General features: G+C 61.2%; 13 protein-coding genes and 2 riboswitches. Of the genes, 9 read left to right on the plus strand and 4 right to left on the minus strand.

Going from position 1 to position 18,812, the window contains the following annotated elements:
* The first annotated feature begins 127 nt into the window (after positions 1 to 127).
* From ACU680_RS04945 to nfuA, 3 genes are all read left to right on the plus strand, one after another.
* Positions 128 to 2,410, plus strand: a complete 2,283-nt coding sequence (locus ACU680_RS04945) for a fatty acid cis/trans isomerase (RefSeq protein ID WP_448178810.1) — start codon at positions 128 to 130, stop codon at positions 2,408 to 2,410.
* A 182-nt stretch (positions 2,411 to 2,592) separates the two neighbouring features.
* Positions 2,593 to 3,618, plus strand: a complete 1,026-nt coding sequence (locus tag ACU680_RS04950; RefSeq protein WP_448178811.1) for an acyltransferase family protein — start codon at positions 2,593 to 2,595, stop codon at positions 3,616 to 3,618.
* A 57-nt stretch (positions 3,619 to 3,675) separates the two neighbouring features.
* Entirely contained in the window at positions 3,676 to 4,260 is a 585-nt protein-coding gene (nfuA, locus tag ACU680_RS04955; RefSeq protein WP_003225494.1) for a Fe-S biogenesis protein NfuA, read from the plus strand.
* 187 nt (positions 4,261 to 4,447) lie between these two features.
* On the opposite strand, the gene cobM is transcribed toward nfuA, so the two are convergent.
* From cobM to ACU680_RS04975, 4 genes are all read right to left on the minus strand, one after another.
* Positions 4,448 to 5,194 (minus strand): precorrin-4 C(11)-methyltransferase, encoded by a 747-nt coding sequence (gene cobM, locus ACU680_RS04960; protein WP_448178812.1) that lies wholly within the window; start codon positions 5,192 to 5,194, stop codon positions 4,448 to 4,450.
* Positions 5,195 to 5,275: 81 nt separating this feature from the next.
* Positions 5,276 to 5,689: a cobalamin biosynthesis protein gene (locus tag ACU680_RS04965; protein WP_003225490.1), complete on the minus strand. Its 414-nt coding sequence runs from the start codon at positions 5,687 to 5,689 to the stop codon at positions 5,276 to 5,278.
* The gene (locus tag ACU680_RS04970; RefSeq protein WP_367084356.1) at positions 5,686 to 6,387 is read right to left on the minus strand and encodes a CbtA family protein; all 702 of its coding nucleotides are present in this window, start codon (positions 6,385 to 6,387) and stop codon (positions 5,686 to 5,688) included. The genes ACU680_RS04965 and ACU680_RS04970 overlap by 4 nt, the downstream gene beginning before the upstream one ends.
* 11 nt (positions 6,388 to 6,398) lie before the next feature.
* Complete coding sequence (locus ACU680_RS04975; protein WP_367084357.1) at positions 6,399 to 6,596, minus strand: CbtB domain-containing protein; 198 nt, start codon at positions 6,594 to 6,596, stop codon at positions 6,399 to 6,401.
* Positions 6,597 to 6,718: 122 nt separating this feature from the next.
* Positions 6,719 to 6,940: riboswitch (cobalamin riboswitch) on the minus strand.
* Between the two features lie 988 nt (positions 6,941 to 7,928).
* Positions 7,929 to 8,141: riboswitch (cobalamin riboswitch) on the plus strand.
* 98 nt (positions 8,142 to 8,239) lie between these two features.
* Here ACU680_RS04975 and cobW point away from each other — a divergent pair.
* The 6 genes from cobW (at position 8,240) to ACU680_RS05005 (ending at position 18,749) form a co-directional block, all read left to right on the plus strand.
* Positions 8,240 to 9,310 carry a cobalamin biosynthesis protein CobW gene (cobW, locus tag ACU680_RS04980; protein WP_329698231.1) on the plus strand — a complete coding sequence of 357 codons (1,071 nt, stop codon included), beginning with the start codon at positions 8,240 to 8,242 and terminating at the stop codon, positions 9,308 to 9,310.
* A 3-nt stretch (positions 9,311 to 9,313) separates the two neighbouring features.
* A complete protein-coding gene (cobN, locus tag ACU680_RS04985) occupies positions 9,314 to 13,177 on the plus strand; it encodes a cobaltochelatase subunit CobN (protein ID WP_448178813.1) in 3,864 nt (1,287 codons plus the stop codon).
* Positions 13,178 to 13,320: 143 nt separating this feature from the next.
* Positions 13,321 to 14,319, plus strand: a complete 999-nt coding sequence (locus tag ACU680_RS04990; protein ID WP_448178814.1) for a magnesium chelatase ATPase subunit I — start codon at positions 13,321 to 13,323, stop codon at positions 14,317 to 14,319.
* The gene (locus ACU680_RS04995; RefSeq protein WP_448179127.1) at positions 14,304 to 14,978 is read left to right on the plus strand and encodes a vWA domain-containing protein; all 675 of its coding nucleotides are present in this window, start codon (positions 14,304 to 14,306) and stop codon (positions 14,976 to 14,978) included. The genes ACU680_RS04990 and ACU680_RS04995 overlap by 16 nt, the downstream gene beginning before the upstream one ends.
* 190 nt (positions 14,979 to 15,168) lie before the next feature.
* On the plus strand, positions 15,169 to 16,815 hold the full coding sequence (locus ACU680_RS05000) for a phospholipase D-like domain-containing protein (protein WP_448178815.1): 1,647 nt from the start codon (positions 15,169 to 15,171) through the stop codon (positions 16,813 to 16,815).
* Positions 16,816 to 17,189: 374 nt separating this feature from the next.
* Positions 17,190 to 18,749, plus strand: coding sequence for a TerC family protein (locus ACU680_RS05005; RefSeq protein WP_448178816.1), 1,560 nt, complete (start codon positions 17,190 to 17,192; stop codon positions 18,747 to 18,749).
* Positions 18,750 to 18,812: the final 63 nt, after the last annotated feature.

Raw genomic sequence — 18,812 nt, forward strand, 5'->3', positions numbered from 1 at the left:
GGGCCGGGATCATAACAAACCTGTGCGCTTTTGGAGCATGCAGGCTATTTGCATGAATATCGCTCATGTTGGTACGAGCGTCATACTGTAGAATCGCGGCGTTTTTTTCAGGATCGGGATCAAGGGCATGTCGTACCGCGTCATCAGCATTTTCTTGCTGTTCTTAAGCTGGGGCGCCGTTGCGCAAGAGCCTGCGATCTCTTATACCCGAGATATTCAGCCGATCTTCACCGAGAAATGCGTGGCCTGCCATGCCTGCTACGACTCTGCCTGCCAGCTCAATCTGGGCAGCGGCGAAGGCGCAGGGCGGGGCGCGAGCAAGATGCCGGTCTACGATGGTGAGCGCACGCAAGCGGCGCCGACCACGCGGCTGTTCTACGACGCCTTCGGCAAACGCGCCTGGCAGCAGAAAGGCTTTTATTCGGTACTCGATGCCCAGGGCAGCCAGGCCGCGTTGATGGCGCGGATGCTGGAGCTGGGACACAAAACCCCGCTGACCCCGAATGCCAAGCTGCCGGAAGACATCGTCCTCGGCCTGCAACGGGAAAACATGTGCGCGATGCCCGCCGAGTTTGACGGCTACGCCGGCGCCCACCCGAAAGAAGGCATGCCGCTGGCGGTGACTGGCCTCACCGATCAGCAATACCAAACCCTGCAACGCTGGCTGGCGTCCGGTGCACCAATCGACGAGCAAGGCCTGGCGCCGAGCGCCAAAGAAGCGCTGCAAATCGTCCAGTGGGAAAATCTGCTCAACACTCCGGGGGCGCGGCAGAGCCTGGTCGGGCGCTGGTTGTTCGAGCACTGGTTCCTGGCACATATCTACTTCAAGGACGGCGAGCCGGGGCACTACTTCCAGTGGGTGCGTTCGCGCACACCGACAGGGCAGCCAATTGACCTGATCGCCACCCGTCGCCCGAATGACGACCCGGGCACCCAGGTTTACTACCGCTTGTGGCCGGTGCAAGGGGTGATCGTGCACAAGACCCACATCACCTATCCGCTGAGCGCGGCGAAGATGGCGCGGGTCAAGAGTCTGTTCTACAGCGGCAACTGGCAGGTCAATGCGTTGCCGGGTTACGGGCCGCAGAGCCGGGCCAACCCGTTCGCCACCTTCGAGGCGATTCCGGCGCAGGCGCGTTATCAGTTCATGCTCGATAACGCCGAATACTTCGTGCGCACCTTCATTCGCGGGCCGGTGTGCCGTGGGCAGATTGCGACGGACGTGATTCGCGACAACTTCTGGGCGCTGTTCCAGGCCCCGGAACATGACCTGTACATCACCGATCCGAACTATCGCGGCCAGGCCACGCCGTTGCTGGCGATGCCGGGGCAGAACGATGACGTCGGCAGTGTCCTAAGCCTGTGGCACAACTATCGCAACAAGCGCAATGAATACGAGGCCCTGCGCCGCGACAGCTACGCCGACCAACCGCCGCCGAGCTGGTCGACCCTGTGGGCCGGGAACGACAACGCGCTGCTGAGCATTTTCCGCCACTTCGACAGTGCATCGGTGACCAAAGGCCTGATCGGCGAAGTGCCACAGACCATGTGGCTGTTCGACTATCCGCTGCTGGAGCGCACCTATTACCAGTTGGCGGTCAACTTCGATGTGTTCGGCAACGTCTCCCATCAGGCGCAGACCCGCCTGTATTTCGACCTGATCCGCAACGGCGCCGAGCAGAACTTCCTGCGCCTGATGCCGGCCGACTCCCGCGAGGACTACCTCGACGATTGGTATCAGAGCAGCGGCCAGTTCAAGATGTGGCTCGACTACGAAGCCATCGACGACGACAAGCCGACCGCGCTGAAACTCGATGAGAAAGACCCGAAATACGACTTCGCCATGCAGTTGCTGGCGCGTTACGGCGACCTCAATGCGCGGCCCGACCCGATCAATCGTTGTGACGGCGCCTACTGCTCGCGGCCGAATATCGACCCGGCGCTGCAGAACGCCGAGCAGGCACTCAGTCGCCTGACGTCGCGCCCGGCGGCCGGTCTGAAGGTTATCGATCAACTGCCGGAAGCGACCATGCTGCGCATCGAAACCCGCAGCGGCAAACGCGAGGTCTACAGCCTGCTTCGCAACCGCGCGCACAGCAACGTGGCGTTTCTGCTGGGCGAATCGTTGCGTTATCAACCGGGGCTGGACACCTTGACTATCTATCCGGGCGTACTGAGCAGCTATCCGAACTTCATCTTCAACATTCCGGCCGAGCAAGTGCCGGAGTTTGTCGATGCCATGGAGAATGCCAAGGATGCCAACCGTTTCGAGAAAATCGTCGAACGTTGGGGCATCCGTCGCAGTCATCCGCAATTCTGGTTCTATTTCCACGACCTGAGCCAATACCTCCATGAAACCGATCCGGTGGAAGAGGGCGTGCTGGACATGAACCGCTACGAGAATCTTTGATCGTTGAGATCGACCTGCTGTCACAATTCCAAGCAACACCGCAAAACCCCTGTAGGAGCTGTCGAGTGCAACGAGGCTGCGATCTTTTGATTCTTTAACAACAAAGATCAAAAGATCGCAGCGTGCCGCAGCTCCTACAGGGGGGGCGGTGGGGATTCAGGAATCGTGGGCGGGAGCCGATCATGTTGATTTCAGTGCAGGCCCTGCGGGCGCTTGCCGCGTGGACGGTGGTCTGTCACCACTTCATGCAGATTTTTTTCGACTTCAAGGCGAGCGGCCCGGTCGGGCAGTTCTTCATCGACAAAGGCGCAGTCGGCGTCGATGTCTTTTTCGTCATCAGCGGTCTGGTGATTTTCCTGTCTACCGAAAGCAAGTCGTTGCCTCCGGCGCGATTTCTGCTGTTTCGGCTGTTTCGCATCGTGCCGGCGTACTGGCTGTACACGCTGCTGATGGCGTTGCTGGTGGTGTTCGCCCGGCCGATGTTGCCGGATCAGACGGTGGATTGGGCGCATTTCATCGCATCGCTGCTATTCATTCCGGCGCAAAACCCCGGCGGCTACGGGATCTACCCGACACTGAATGTCGGCTGGACGCTCAATTACGAAATGCTTTTTTATGTGCTGTTTGCCTGTGCGCTGGTGTTTCGTTGGCAGGTGCGCTTGCTGGTGGTTGGCGCGTTGCTGTTTTCGGTGTGTCGGGCGTTCGGCTGGCTCAACGAGTTTTACCGTTCGGACATCGTCTACGAATTTTTGCTGGGGATCGGCATTGGCGTGCTCTATCGCCGGGGCTGGATCGGTGCGGGTCTGTGGCTGCCACTGTTGGCGATGGGCGCCGCGTTGTTGGCGATCTATCACCTGACGCCGGCGCCAAGGCTGTTGAACTGGGGCGTGCCGAGCGCGGTGCTGGTGATGGCCTGCATATCACTTGAGCGCTACGTCGAGCGTAATCGGCTGATGAAGTTGCTCGGTGATTGTTCTTATTCGGTGTACCTGATGCACGTGCTGGTGCTGTCTGCCGGTGGTTTTATTGCCCGGCGCTATGGAATCAATCCGTATCTGATGTTCGCTGTTTGCGCCCTGGCTATCGCAGTGGGTTCGTGGCTAAGCTACGAATGGGTGGAAAAACGCAGTTATCAGTGGCTTAAAGCGCGGATCGACGGCGAATCGGTTCGCGAGCCTGTCGAGAATCTTTCCCGACAAAAATACTAGGACTTTGTCCGGCGCAATGATTGGCGTAAACTGCGCCCAAGCCTGCGAGGAGTTTCCATGACCGCTATTACCATTACCGACGCCGCCCACGATTACCTGGCCGATCTGCTCTCCAAGCAGAACACCCCGGGCATCGGCATCCGCGTCTTCATCACCCAGCCTGGCACCCAGTACGCCGAAACCTGCATTGCCTACTGCAAGCCGGGCGAAGAAAAACCTGAAGATACCGCGCTAGGGCTGAAAAGCTTCACCGCCTACATCGACTCGTTCAGCGAAGCGTTCCTCGACGATGCCGTCGTCGACTACGCCACCGACCGCATGGGCGGCCAGCTGACCATCAAGGCGCCAAACGCCAAAGTACCGATGGTCAACGCCGACAGCCCGGTCAACGAGCGCATCAACTACTACCTGCAAACCGAAATCAACCCGGGGCTGGCCAGCCACGGCGGTCAGGTCAGCCTGATCGATGTGGTTGAGGACGGCATTGCCGTGCTGCAGTTCGGCGGCGGCTGCCAGGGCTGCGGCCAGGCCGACGTGACCCTGAAGGAAGGCATCGAGCGCACCTTGCTCGAGCGCATTCCAGAGCTCAAAGGTGTGCGCGACGTGACTGACCACACGCAGAAAGAAAACGCCTATTACTAAGGTGTTCGCTGCGAACACGAAAAACGGCGCCCCGTGAGCGCCGTTTTTTTATGCCCGTACTTTGTGGTGAGGGGATTTATCCCCGATGAACTGCGCAGCAGTTCCATTTTTTTGGGCTGCTTCGCACCCCATCGGGGATAAATCCCCTCACCACAGGTTTTGAACCCAGCCACAAAAGTCATCTGACTCAGGGTCTGTAAAGGTGCGCATGCCCCGCGCGATACAACGATGACTCGCTAAACACCTCACTGCCCAGCACCCGTCCCACCAGAATCAACGCCGTGCGCCGAAACCCCTTGGCCTCCACCTTCGCGGCAATATCCTCCAGTGTCCCCACCACCCAATCCTGATCCGGCCATGTCGCCCGGTGGATCACCGCAATCGGGCAATCGGCGCCGTAATGCGGCAGCAATTCGGCGATGATCTTCTGCAGATGATTGACCCCCAGATGAATCGCCATGGTCGCGCCATGCTGCGCCAGACTGCTCAACTCCTCACCCGCCGGCATGGCAGTTTTATCGGCGTAGCGGGTCAGAATCACGCTCTGCGAAACGTCCGGCAGTGTCAGCTCGGCGCCGAGCAACGCCGCACACGCTGCGGTCGCGGTGACGCCGGGGATGATTTCGAACGGAATGTTCAGCTCACGCAGATAACGAATCTGCTCGCCAATCGCGCCATACAGACTCGGATCGCCGGAATGCACCCGCGCCACATCCTGGCCGTTGGCATGCGCGGTTTTGATCAGTTCGATGATCTGTTCCAGATGCAATTCGGCGCTGTTGACCACGGTTTCGGCCTGATGCCCCTCCAGCACCGCAGCCGGTACCAGCGAGCCTGCGTAGATGATTACCGGGCAGCTGCGGATCAGCCGCTGGCCTTTGACGGTGATCAATTCCGGGTCGCCGGGGCCGGCGCCGATGAAGTAGACAGTCATGCAGAAATCCTGTGAAAAACGGGGCAGGGCAACGCTTCAGATGAAGATTGCTCATGATCAAACAGGGGGATTATCCGGATTTTACGCAGCGCCGGCCAATGCCAGGGTCGCCTGAGCGTATTTTTGCCGGGAAATCAGCAATTTTGCCGGTGCCTGAATCAACTGCTCGGCAAGGGCCAGGGCGGCACTTTCCGCCACGCCGTAGCAGCCGGTGCGCTCATAGGCGATCTGCGAATGGTGGCTGAGTCGCTGCTGGTAACTGGCCAGTTCGTCGCTGCTGAAATACAACAGTGGTAACGCAAGTTGTGCGGCCAGTTCCTGCAAGCCCGGTTCATCGCGCTTCAAATCGATGCTGGCCAGGGCCTTGACCGCTTCCAGCTCGATGCGATGCGCCTGCAATGCCTGATCGAGTAACGCGCGCAGCGTGCTGGCCGGGCAGCCGCGCTGGCAGCCCAGGCCGACCACGAAGGTCGGCGCTGCGCGGTCATCGGTCATGCGTGGTATTGACCATCGCTTTTGCGGCGGAACAACCAGGCGCTGATCAGGCCCAGGGCCAGCCAGAACGCCACGTTGGTCAACTGCGAAGCGATTTTGAACTGGGCTTCCAGCGCTTCCGGAGCGAGCATCGAATGCACTTCCGGTTGTGGTGCGCCGATCACGTGCGGCATAGCCAGAATCGCCACGCCCAGCAGCTTCATCAACCAATGACGGCTGAACACGATCAGGGCCAGACCAACAGCGGTGGATGCGGCGGTGCCGATCCACCACATCTGCCGCGACGCCAGATCGGCTGCGGCTGTGCCCGGCAGTTCAGGCGGCAGGCCCAAGGTCGGCGCGAGCACGAAAGTTGCGTAACCGGCCAGACCCCAGAGCAGACCTTGTGAGGTTTTGGTCGGTGCCCGCAGGGTGTACAGGCCGGCGAGCATCAGGGCGAAACCGACCGCCACCACCAGATTGCCACCGGTGGTCGAGACCACGCGTTGCCAGCCGTCTTCCGGTTCCCAGGCTTCGGCGTCGTGAGTGTGCCCGGCCATGGCGCCGTCGGCATGTTGGTGAACGGCCACCGGTTCGGATTTCTCGAAGGTTTCGGCCTGCAGAATCAGTGGCGAGACCCAGAAACTTTGCAGCAAGGTCAGCAACAGGGCGGCCAGCAGCCCGGTGAAACCTGCGGTTTGCGCAATACGCTTGATCATGGCGGCAGGTCTCAGTGGCACGGGAACGCGGCGCTGTGGCGGGTATCGTGGGCGGCGTTGTGCACCGCTTCGATGTGCGAGAAACCGGCGAAGTAAACCAGGCTGGCGCCGAGGATCGACGCGACAATCGCGGCGGTCAGGCGTTGGCTCAAGGTGGCGGTGCTGGAGATTTTGTCGGTGTTGCTGCCGGTGCTGCTGATGATCGACATGGCGCTTCCCTCTGGAGTGTCAGCGGGTGAATAGAGCGCATGAAAACCCCTGCGGGTCAGGCACGCAGAGGTTCGAACAGCGCCCGCCCACCGCGGGTTTGTTATGTTCAGCGACGCAGCATGCGTGCTGTGTGTTGCGGGCCGGTCTCCGGGCTCACGAGGGGTTGGCGTCTGGCCGACCTGCAAGCATCACCTTCCCATGCCGCATTGGCACAGTGGATCTGACGCTTCGCTCGCTTACCGTTGCGGGGGCAGCACCGGACTGACATGGCTTTGAGTAAAGCACATGATTCACCGGTTTCCCGTTTCACCCTGTGAAGGGCACCCGTAACAAGTTGTGTAGGAGAGCATGGGTGGGGATTTGAGTCAATTGAATGGGTATGGGGGTATATCCGTTGCTGCGGTAACGGCTTCCTATGGTTCCGCCCTTACGGCGGGTCACTTTTGGCAAACGCCCCAAAAGTAACCAAAAGGTCTGTGCCCTGACGTTCGGCCCTCGCCTAGGCTCGGGTTCCTTCGCTGCGGGATTCATCCGGGGGGCAGCGCCTACGGTTTGCTTCGCTGCACCTCCTCTCGCTGTGTTTGGCTGCGCCAAACGGTCGCTGCGCTCCCACCCCCGGATAAACCCCTCCACTCAGCCTGCCGACGGGCCTTGAGATCAAAAGCTTTACTCGAGCTAACGCTCATCGTGTTGAGTGGGGCGGCTTTGCCGCATGGGTTGTGCGTTTTCTAAACTGTAGGAGCCAGCCTGCTGGCGATGGCGGCCTGACAGCCGACCAATCTCTATCTGAATACACCCAATCCCCTGTAGGAGCTGCCGAAGGCTGCGATCTTTTGATTTGCTTTGGCTTTGGCTTTGGCTTTGGCTTTGGCTTTGGCTTTGGCTTTGGCTTTGGCTTTGGCTCTTGATGTGGCTTTTGATCTTCAGCCCCTTCGGCAGGCCGAGCGTAGGTGTCCATCAGGGGGGAAGGCGCGCAGCGCCATGCGGCGAAGCCGCATACATCGAGAGGAGGTGCAGCGAAGCAAACCGGAGGCGATGCCCCCGGATGGACACCGTAGCGAGGGAACACTGAGCCTCAGCGAAGTGCCGTACGCCGGGGGAAGCCTTTTTGGTTACTTTTTCGGCGTTTGGAAAAAGTGACCCGCCGTAAGGGCGGAACCGTAATCAGCAACCCCCGCAGCAACGGATATGCCCCCAATCCAAAACAACCAAACCCCGTAACCCGGTGACTGGCAAAAGTGACCCGCCGTAAGGGCGGAACTCTAGGGAGGCCGTTACCGCAGCAACGGATATGCCCCCAATCCAACCATTGACCGGTCACCACCCGATGCGTAGCCTTGCACCTTCGAGGTTCTTCGGCCCACGCCGAAGCTAAGAAGGGAACGCGGTCAAAGCCGCGGCTGCCCCCGCAACTGTGAACGGTGAAGTTCGTTGCCACGCCACTGCCAGCTCAATCCACAGAGCCCGCGGGAAGGCGCAGCGAATGCCGGGCCCCGCGCCTGAACACCGTCAGCCAGGAGACCTGCCTCGTCACAGATTTCTCACTACAACCGGGCGGGGTGATCCGGTGGCGAATTCTTCCGCGCGCACGCTCGCAGCGGATCTCGTCCCGTATGCCCGCCACCTTGCCAAAGGGCATCCGATGAAAACACTGGCCAAACTCCCCGTCACCATCGTCACCGGTTTTCTCGGCTCGGGCAAAACCACCTTGCTGCGTCATATGCTCGACAACGCTCAGGGCCGCCGCATCGCGGTGATCGTCAACGAATTCGGCGAGCTGGGTATCGACGGTGAAATCCTCAAGCAATGCACCATCGGTTGCACCGAAGAAGAAGCCACCGGTCGCGTCTACGAACTGGCCAACGGCTGCCTGTGCTGCACGGTTCAGGAAGAGTTCTTCCCGGTGATGCGCGAACTGGTCGCCCGTCGCGGTGACCTCGATCACATACTGATCGAGACGTCCGGTCTGGCCCTGCCAAAACCGCTGGTACAAGCCTTCCAGTGGCCGGAAATCCGCAGCGCCTGCACGGTTGACGCGGTGATCACCGTGGTCGACAGCCCGGCCGTGGCCGCCGGCACCTTCGCCGCGTTCCCGGATCAGGTCGACGCCCAGCGCAAACTTGACCCGAACCTGGATCACGAATCGCCGCTGCACGAACTGTTCGCCGACCAACTGGCCAGCGCCGATCTGGTGATCCTCAACAAGGCCGACCAGACCAGCCCTGAAGACCTCGCTCGCGTACGTCTGGAAGTCGCTGAAGAACTGCCGCCAGCGGTAAAAATCATCGAAGCCAGCAACGGTCGCCTGCCACTGGACGTGCTGATCGGTCTCGGTGCCGGTTCCGAAGAACACATCGACAGCCGCCACAGTCATCACGATCACCACCACGACGGTGATGACGATCACGATGACCATGATCACGACGCCTTCGACTCGATCTCCATTGAACTGCCGCAAGCCGATGAAAGCCTGCTGCTCGACGCGCTGACGCAACTGGTGGTCCAGCACGGCATTCTGCGCGTGAAGGGCTTCGCGGCGATTCCGAACAAGCCGATGCGTCTGTTGATCCAAGGCGTGGGCACGCGTTTCGACAAGCATTTCGACCGCCAGTGGGGCGCTGACGAAGCGCGCGTCACCCGTCTGGTGCTGATCGGTCAGGAACTCGACGCCGCGCAACTCGAAGCGCAACTGCGCGCCGCGCTCAGCGTTTAAGCCATGCACCTGCTCAGGACCCAGCCCGGCGGTTTCGTGTCGGATGACAACATTGCCGACCTTGGACAAACCCCCGCCGAACTGGTGATCCTGTGCAGCGGCGATTCCAGCCTGGCGCTGCTCGCCGAAGCTGCGCAGCAGTTGCCCGAGGATTATCCGAGCCTGCGTCTGGCCAACCCCATGCAGGTGCAGAATCATGCCTCGGTCGATCTGTATGTCGATGAGGTACTGCGTCACGCCAAGGTCATTCTGATTTCGCTGCACGGCGGCATCGCTTACTGGCGTTATGGCGTCGAGCGTCTGGTGGAGTTGTCCGAACGCGGCGTGCAGGTGATTCTGGTGCCGGGCGATGACCGTCCCGACCCGGAGCTCAGCGACCTGAGCACTGTGCCCGCCGAAGATCGCGACCGCCTCTGGCAGTTCCTGCGTCAGGGCGGCATGGGCAATGCGCTGGACTTCTTCCATTGCCTGGCCAACCGCTGGTTGGCGCGCGACTACGTCTGGGGCGAGCCGCAAGCGCTGCCGCGTACGGTGATTTACCACCCCCAGAAAAACACCGCCGCACTGTGCGACTGGCAAGCCGAATGGCTGCCCGGTCAACCGGTTGCGGCGGTGTTGTTTTATCGCTCGCATTTGCAAGCGGCGAACACCGCGTTCATTGACGTGTTTTGCCAGCGCTTGCAGGCAGCGGGGCTCAATCCGTTGCCGATCGCCGTCGCCAGCCTGAAAGAACCCGGCTGTCTGAGTGTGGTCGAGGACTGGCTGGATGAGGTCGAGGCGGCGGTGATTCTCAACACCACCGGCTTCGCGCAATCCAGCCCGGAAGCGCCGCATCTGCGGCCGTTCCGGCGCAATATTCCGGTGATTCAAGCGATCTGCGCCCAGGACAACGAACCCGGTTGGCGCGACAGCGAGCAGGGTCTGGGGCCACGGGATCTGGCGATGCACATCGCCTTGCCGGAACTCGACGGGCGCATCATCAGCCGGCCGATCAGCTTCAAGGATCTGGCCTGGCGCAGTGAGCGCAGCCAGTCCGACGTGGTCTGCTATCGGGCGCAACCCGAGCGCATGGATTTTGTCGCCGAACTGGCCCGGCGCTGGAGCGATCTGGCGCAACTGCCGAACGCTGAAAAACGCATCGCGCTGATTCTCGCCAATTACCCGACTCGCGACGGTCGCATCGGCAATGGCGTCGGTCTCGATACGCCGGCGGCCGCGTTGAATATCCTGCGGGCGTTGCAGGCCGAAGGCTTTCCGCTGGCGGCGCAGTTGCCGGACAGCGGCACCGCGTTGATCCAGCAATTGCTCGGCGGCGTGAGCAACGACCTCGACAGCATCGACTTGCGTCCGTGCCAGCAAAGTCTGGCGATGGACGCCTATCTGGCGATGTTCAATGCGCTGCCGCAGGCCAATCGCACCGCCGTGCTGGAACGCTGGGGCGCGCCGCAAAACGATCCGATGTGTCGCGACGGCCGGATGATGATCGCCGGGCTGCGTTTGGGTCTGACCTTCGTCGGCATTCAGCCGGCGCGCGGTTATCAGGTCGATCCGAGCGCGGTGTATCACGACCCGGATCTGGTGCCGCCCCATGGCTATCTGGCGTTCTATTTCTGGCTGCGCAACACCTACGGCGCGCACGCGGTGATTCACGTCGGCAAGCACGGCAACCTCGAATGGTTGCCAGGCAAGGGTGTCGGCCTTTCGGAGAATTGCTGGCCGGATGCATTGCTCGGGCCGCTGCCCAATATCTATCCATTTATCGTCAACGATCCGGGCGAGGGCGCCCAGGCCAAACGGCGTACGCAAGCGGTGATCATCGACCACCTGATGCCGCCGCTGACCCGCGCCGAAACCTACGGCCCGCTGCGCAATCTGGAGCTGCTGGCCGACGAATATTACGAGGCGCAACTGCTCGATCCGCGTCGTGCGCGGGAGCTGCAGCGCGACATCCTGCAACTGGTGCGCGAGACGCAGATCGATCGCGAACTGCAGCTTGATGCCGGTCTGGACAGCGACGCTGACGCAGCAATCTGGCTGCCGCGCCTGGACACCTATCTGTGTGATCTGAAGGAATCGCAGATCCGCGATGGCCTGCACATTTTCGGCGAGTCACCGAGCGGGCGTTTACGCATCGATACCTTGCTGGCCTTGCTGCGCATCCCGCGTGGCGACGGCAAGGGCGCGCAGTCGAGTCTGCTACGGGCGTTGGCCAAGGCGTTTGAGTTGGGCTTTGATCCGCTGGACTGTGCGTTGGCCGATCCGTGGAATGGCCCGCGCCCGCCGGAGCTGCAAAACGTCAGCGACGAAATCTGGCGCACCGCCGGCGACACCCGCGAACGCCTGGAGCTATTCGCCACTCAACTGATCTCCCAAGCACTACAAATCCCCTGTGGGAGCGAGCTTGCTCGCGAAAGCGGTGGGTCAGGTACATCAATGTCGACTGACACGACGCTTTCGCGAGCAAGTCGAATCGTCGCACCGTCGCTCCCACAAGGGGCAGGATGGATCGAAGTCAACGCGATTCTGGACAACCTGCGCGAAGTCGTCGCCCCACGCCTCGACGCCTGCGGCCCCGCCGAAATGCGTGGCCTGCTCGACGCGCTGAACGGCCGCTTCGTCCCCGCCGGCCCAAGCGGCGCACCCAGTCGTGGCCGTCTCGACGTATTGCCCACCGGGCGCAATTTCTACTCGGTGGACGTGCGCAACCTGCCGACCACCACCGCGTGGCGCATCGGTTTCCAGTCCGCCACGTTGATTCTCGAGCGGCATTTGCAGGATCACGGTGATCACCTGCGTCAGCTCGGTCTGTCGGTGTGGGGTACGGCGACCATGCGCACTGGCGGTGACGACATCGCTCAGGCCATGGCGCTGATGGGCGTGCGTCCGGTGTGGGCCACCGGCAGTCAGCGCGTCGATGATTTCGAGATTCTGCCGCTGAGCCTGCTCGACCGGCCACGGGTCGATGTCACGCTGCGGGTCTCGGGCTTCTTTCGCGATGCCTTTGCCAATCTGATTCGCCTGTTCGACGCCGCCGTGCAAGCGGTGGCAGCGCTGGACGAACCGGATGACCTCAATCCGCTGGCCGCGAAGGTGCGCGCTGAACGCGAGGCGCTTTTGCAATCGGGGCTGGATGCCGACGCGGCGCGGCGCCAGGCCGGCTGGCGGATCTTCGGCGCCAAACCCGGTGCCTATGGCGCGGGTGTACAGGGCGCGATCGACGGTCGCCTGTGGCAGAGCCGCGAAGATCTGGCCGAGGTCTACCTGAACTGGGGCGCTTACGCTTACGGCGGGGCGGACGAAGGCACCGCCGCCCGTGAACAGTTCGTCCAGCGCCTGAGTCAGGTGCAGGCGGTGTTGCAGAATCAGGACAATCGCGAGCACGATTTGCTCGATTCCAACGACTATTACCAGTTTCAGGGCGGCATGCTCGCGGCGGTGGAAACCCTTCGCGGTGAAGCGGCGGCCAGTTATCACGGCGATCACAGCCAGCCGGATCTGCCGAAAATCCGCACCCTGAAAGAAGAACTGAACCGGGTGATCCGCTCGCGGGCGGCCAATCCGAAATGGATCGACGGGGTCAAGCGTCATGGCTATAAAGGCGCCTTCGAACTGGCGGCGACGGTCGACAACCTGTTTGCTTTTGATGCCACCACGCAGCTGATTGACGATCATCAGTACGCGTTGCTGGCCGATGCCTATCTGCTCGATCCTGCGACCCGCGATTTTGTCCGCGAGCACAATCCGCATGCGCTGCGTGATATGACCGAGCGCATGCTCGAAGCACAACAACGTGGGATGTGGCAGGAACCCGGCGTGTATAAAGAAGCCCTGGAAAACCTGCTGCTGGATATAGAAGAAGATACCTGACACACCGCAACATTTTGTAGGAGTGAGCCTGCTCGCGATAGCGGTGTATCAGCCAACCTGTTTGTTGCTGACCCACCGCTATCGCGAGCAGGCTCACTCCTACATTGAAATGAATTCACACCGACCATGACCGAGTATTGAAGATGACCGACACCCCGCATTTCCCGCTCTCCGCCGTGGTCGGCGCCGATGACCTGAAACTCGCCCTGTGCCTCACCGCCATCGACCCGAAAATCGGTGGCGTGCTGATCGAAGGCCCGCGCGGCATGGCCAAATCCACCCTGGCCCGTGGCTTGGCTGATCTGCTCGCCAGCGGTCAATTCGTCACCCTGCCATTGGGCGCCACCGAAGAACGTCTGGTCGGTACCCTCGATCTCGACGCCGCGCTGAGTGAAGGGCGCGCGCAGTTTTCCCCCGGCGTGCTGGCCAAGGCTGACGGCGGCGTGCTGTACGTCGATGAAGTGAACCTGCTGCCCGATCATCTGGTGGATCTGCTGCTAGATGTGGCGGCCAGTGGCACCAACCTGATCGAACGCGACGGGATTTCCCATCGGCATTCGGCGCGGTTCGTGTTGATCGGCACGATGAACCCGGAAGAGGGCGAACTGCGCCCGCAACTGCTCGACCGTTTCGGCCTGAACGTCGCCCTCAGCGGCCACACCGCGCCAACTGAACGCGGGCAGATCATCCGTCGTCGACTGGATTTCGACAGCGATCCACAGGCGTTCTGCGCGCAGTGGGAAGCCCGGCAGCAAGCACTGCGTGAGCGCTGCGAACAGGCGCGCATCCTGTTGGCGAGCATTGCGCTGGATGACGACGCGTTGGCGAGCATCACCGAGCGTTGCTTTGCGTCGGGTGTCGATGGCTTGCGCGCCGATCTGGTCTGGCTGCGTGCGGCCCGTGCGCACGCGGCATGGCGCGGCGCGGCAGCGATTGCCGAGCAGGACATCGACGCCGTAGCTGAATTTGCCCTGCGTCATCGCCGTCGCGAGCCATCTTCGTCGAGTCCGCAATCGCCCGCACAGAGCTCGGCCAAATCCCAGGCTGAACCAAGCGAGGGGCAGGGCCAGTGGGGTGATATGCCCGCCCCGGCACTGGCCACGGGTGCTCGTCGCGAAGTGCCGAGCTGGCCAAAAAAGTAACCGGCATTCGTCCCCGATCCGACGCGGGGGCGAATGCCAGACCCCGCGCCGGACAACTCGACCACGGACGTCAGGGCCAGCGCCACGCCGCGCGCGGCGGTCTGGTGAACTGGCCGGGGACGTTGCTCAACGGTCGGCCGCAGACACGCGCAGATCTGCAATTTCAGCTGCGCACTCGTTCTGCCCATGAATTGTGGCTGGTGATCGTCGACGCCTCGGCCTCGACGCGTCGGCATCAGGCACTGAGCGATGCCAAGGGCTTGCTCGCGCAATTGTTCGATGATGCTTATCGTCAGCGCGCCCGCCTGGCATTGCTGACCGCCAGCGGCAGCGCGCCGAAATGGCAGGTGCAAGGATTGAAGGCGTCGAGTGGCTTGCGCGCCTGGCTGGAGGCGTTGGGTGCTGGCGGTGGCACGCCGTTGGTGGCAGCGTTGATGCAGGCGCAGCAATGGCTGGTGCAGCGACAGAAGCGCTTTCCCGCCGAGCAGCAGCGCTTGCTGGTGGTGACGGATGGGCGTTTGAAAGTCTTGCCGCCGCTGTCGCCACTGGAGTGTCCGGGGCTGTTGATCGACATCGAGCGTGGACCGATCCGCCTGGCACGGGCGCGGGAATTGGCGATGGCGCTGAATGTGGATTATCGGCATATTGATGATGTGTGATGCCCGTGCGGGCCTCATCGCCAGCGGGCTGGTTCCCACAGTGTGAGTGGTGTTCACGAATATTGTGTGCGACACAAAACCCTGTGGGAGCCAGCCTGCTGGCGATGGCCCCGACTCGGTTTCAGGTGAACATGGCAATCAGACTCCGACCCTCTATGCTCCACCCCAGCCCAATCACAAGGAGTGAATCATGCGGGTACTGGTCGCCAATCCTCAGGACGATTTTCGTGTCAAAGCCTACGCCGGCACCAACGGCGTATTACTCGCCATGGACCTGGCCGAACCCCGGCGCAAAGGCCTGCTCGGGTTTGCCATCGAGAAGCAGCAGGGCGACAAACCGTGGTTGTTCCTGTTCAACAGCCTGACGTTTCCCGGCAAGGCGCACACGTTCCCCCAGTATCACGCCACACCCAGCGATAAGGCGCCGCTGCAGAAATTCCGCTGGGCCGATTACGCGGTCAATCCGGGCACGACGATGCACTATCGCGTGCATCTGGCCTACGGCACGGCGGATGCGCCGCAACTGGGCGAATCACTGGAGCTGAGCATCACCAGTGACGACGGCCACCCAGCCAACCAGAGCGTGATCTTCAACCGTGCCGTGGCCGCTAGTCAGGCCTTCCAGCGCAAGTTTCCCGACCTCGACGCGCAGATCAGCGCCAACAAGAACATGCCCATCGAAGCCTGGCCCGACGCGGCACGACTGTGGCTGGAGAACGGACTGCTGGAGCGATTGCTCGGGTACATCGAGCGTGCCGTGGACGCCAATTGGGCGCTGGATATCGCGATTTACGAGTATCAGTTGCAGGCGATCATCGATGCCGTGAACGCGGCGTTCGCCCGAGGGGTGCAGGTGCGGGTGCTGTATCACGCCCAGCCTGAGGACCCGGATACAACCCTCAACGAAGCGAACCTCGCCCAATTGCCGGCGGCAAACAAGCGGGGCCGGGTCACTCACAATATTTTTCACGACAAATTCATCGTCCTCAGCCGAGTCGATGGCACCGGTCAGCGGCAACCGCAGGCCGTGCTGTGCGGCAGCACCAATTTCACTGCCAATGGCGTGTATCGCCAGGCCAATGTGGTGCATACGCTCGACGATGTGACGATTGCCACTGCCTATCTGCAAACGTTCGATGAGGTCTGGGCCAACCCCGCCGATGTCGCTGCGACGCGCAGCTGGATCACCGAGCACAACCCGATGGACCCGACGCAGCCGCTGTTCGCCGGGTTCTCGCCACGCAGCGGTGGCGGCGATTTGCGTGAGTTCGTCGAGATCATCGAGGCGGCGAAAAAGGACGTGTTGTTCGTCACCGCGTTCAGCCTGCCGGACGTGATCCTCAACGCGCTGCTCGGCAAACCGCATGACGATATCTTGCGCTACGGCCTGCAAAATACCGCGAGCAGCATCACCGGATTTCATGCCGACCGCACCGCCGAATTCGCTGCCACAGCTTTGCTCAACACCGGGCTGGAAGGCTGGCTGAAAGAAAACATGAAGGGCCAGAAGGGCAACCTGCTGGTGCACACCAAAGCGGTGGTCACCGACTTCACTACCGACGCGCCGACCATCATCAGCGGCAGCCACAACCTCAGCACCTCGGCCAGTAACGGCAATGACGAAAATTACCTGATCATTCGAGGCGATACCGACCTGGCGGACCGCTATGGCCTGGAATTGCTGCGCTTCTATGAGCATTACCGTTTTCGATATTTCGCGAAAAAACTTGAGCTGAAGCAGGTGAGTCCGTTGGCGGTGGATGACAGCTGGACCCACGATTATTACGTCGAGGGGGATTTGCGACAGTTGTCGCGGTTGCGCTTTGCCGGACGATGACAGCCAACTGTAGGAGCTGCCGCAGGCTGCGATCTTTTGATCTTGAACAACAAAGTCAAAAGATCGCAGCCTTCGGCAGCTCCTACAGGGGGGCGATGGGCTGTTGATACAGATTTTGAAATGATTTGCCGCTGTAGAAAATGTGCCTTGAGCCTGTACGCTCCAAGGCCATTTTTAATTCAGGATTTGCATGAACACCCTCTTGGAGCCTCCCAGTCGTACCTTCTCCTCGCGCCATGGCGCGGTCTTGACGCACTCGCAGTATCCGGTTTTCCGACTCCCGACTATCGTTGACAACGCGGCTTCAGAGCCTTCGCGTTGCACTTTGCCGTGCCCGGCAGCCTGAATTCACTGAAGAGAGATCGAGACATTTTATGGAATGGTTAGCGGATCCCACGGCCTGGTTAGGCTTGTTGACTCTGATCGTGCTGGAACTGGTGCTGGGTATCGACAACCTGGTGTTCATCGCCATCCTGGCAGACAAGCTGCCACCGCATCAGCGCGATCGTGCGCGGATCATCGGCCTGTCGTTGGCGCTGATCATGCGCTTGGGCCTGTTGGCGAGTATTTCCTGGCTGGTGACTCTCACACAGCCGTTGTTCGAGGTGTTCGACAAGAGCTTCTCCGGTCGTGACCTGATCATGCTGTTCGGTGGTGTGTTCCTGCTGTTCAAGGCGACGATGGAGTTGCACGAACGACTTGAGGGGCACGTCGGCCAGCGCTCGACCAATGCCGCTTACGCATTGTTCTGGCCGATCGTCGCGCAGATTGTGGTGCTCGACGCGGTGTTCTCTTTGGACGCGGTAATCACTGCAGTCGGTATGGTGGATGAACTGGCGGTGATGATGATCGCGGTGATCATTTCCATCGGCCTGATGATCGTCGCCAGCAAGCCGCTGACCCGTTTCGTCAATGCGCACCCGACGGTGATCATGCTGTGTCTGGGCTTCCTGATGATGATCGGTTTTGCCCTGACGGCCGAAGGCCTGGGCTTCCACATCCCGAAAGGCTATCTGTATGCGGCGATTGGTTTCTCGATCCTGATCGAGGTGTTCAACCAGATCGCCCGGGCCCGTCGCAAACGATCGATGCAAGGCCTGCGCCCCATACGTGAACGCACGGCCCATGCGGTGATGCGTCTGCTGGGCGGGCGCAAGCTGGAGGCGGAGGAGGTCGGCGAGGAGATATCTGACCTGCTGGATGACGGCGAAACCCCGAGTTCGGAGCTGTTCGACCGTCGTGAGCGAGTGATGATCAGCGGTGTACTGCAACTGGCCGAGCGGCCGATTCGCAACCTGATGACCGTGCGCGCCGACGTCGACACCATCGATCTGGCCGACGACGCCGAAACGATTCGCACAAAATTGATGCACTCGTCGTATTCGCGTCTGCCGCTGATTCGCTACGGCGCGGTGGATGAGCCGCTGGGCTTCGTGCACAAGAAGGAACTGCTCAAGGAATACCTGGCCGGTACCGAGCCGAATCTGGAGCACCTGGCGCGCAAGACCATCAACCTGCTCGACAGTTATTCGATCCTCAATGCGCTGGAGCAGATGCGCACGGCGTCGACCCACATCGCCTTCGTGGTCAACGAATTCGGTGACTTTGTCGGCGTGTTGACCATGACCGACATCCTTGAGTCGATTGCCGGCGAGCTGCCAGATGCCAGCGAAATCGAAGGTCCGGACGTGATCGAGGAGCAGGGCGGGTTTGTCGTTAGCGGCGCATTGAACCTGACCCGTGTTCGCCAGCGCACCGGGTTTGGCGCCGAACCGACCGAGGACTATCAGACCTTGGCCGGACTGGTGATGAGCCTGCTGGACCGCTTGCCAATGAAGGGGGATCGCCTGCAGTACCAAGGCTGGCAAATGACCGTGGTGGCCGTTGAAGAGCGGCGGGTGACGCGGGTGTTGCTGGTGCGTGACGTCGCGTAATCCTTGAGTGCTTCTTTCGCGAGCAGGCTCGCTCTCACTGTGGAATGTGTCCCAGAGTAGGAG

Source organism: Pseudomonas sp. LF020 (assembly GCF_053456425.1).

Excerpts from the sequence above, each read along its gene's own strand:
- ACU680_RS04945 (WP_448178810.1), top strand. The coding sequence starts at position 128 with ATGTCGTACCGCGTCATCAGCATTTTCTTGCTGTTCTTAAGCTGGGGC.
- ACU680_RS04950 (WP_448178811.1), top strand. The coding sequence starts at position 2,593 with ATGTTGATTTCAGTGCAGGCCCTGCGGGCGCTTGCCGCGTGGACGGTG.
- nfuA (WP_003225494.1), top strand. The coding sequence starts at position 3,676 with ATGACCGCTATTACCATTACCGACGCCGCCCACGATTACCTGGCCGAT.
- cobM (WP_448178812.1), bottom strand. The coding sequence starts at position 5,194 with ATGACTGTCTACTTCATCGGCGCCGGCCCCGGCGACCCGGAATTGATC.
- ACU680_RS04965 (WP_003225490.1), bottom strand. The coding sequence starts at position 5,689 with ATGACCGATGACCGCGCAGCGCCGACCTTCGTGGTCGGCCTGGGCTGC.
- ACU680_RS04970 (WP_367084356.1), bottom strand. The coding sequence starts at position 6,387 with ATGATCAAGCGTATTGCGCAAACCGCAGGTTTCACCGGGCTGCTGGCC.
- ACU680_RS04975 (WP_367084357.1), bottom strand. The coding sequence starts at position 6,596 with ATGTCGATCATCAGCAGCACCGGCAGCAACACCGACAAAATCTCCAGC.
- cobW (WP_329698231.1), top strand. The coding sequence starts at position 8,240 with ATGAAAACACTGGCCAAACTCCCCGTCACCATCGTCACCGGTTTTCTC.
- cobN (WP_448178813.1), top strand. The coding sequence starts at position 9,314 with ATGCACCTGCTCAGGACCCAGCCCGGCGGTTTCGTGTCGGATGACAAC.
- ACU680_RS04990 (WP_448178814.1), top strand. The coding sequence starts at position 13,321 with ATGACCGACACCCCGCATTTCCCGCTCTCCGCCGTGGTCGGCGCCGAT.
- ACU680_RS05000 (WP_448178815.1), top strand. The coding sequence starts at position 15,169 with ATGCGGGTACTGGTCGCCAATCCTCAGGACGATTTTCGTGTCAAAGCC.
- ACU680_RS05005 (WP_448178816.1), top strand. The coding sequence starts at position 17,190 with ATGGAATGGTTAGCGGATCCCACGGCCTGGTTAGGCTTGTTGACTCTG.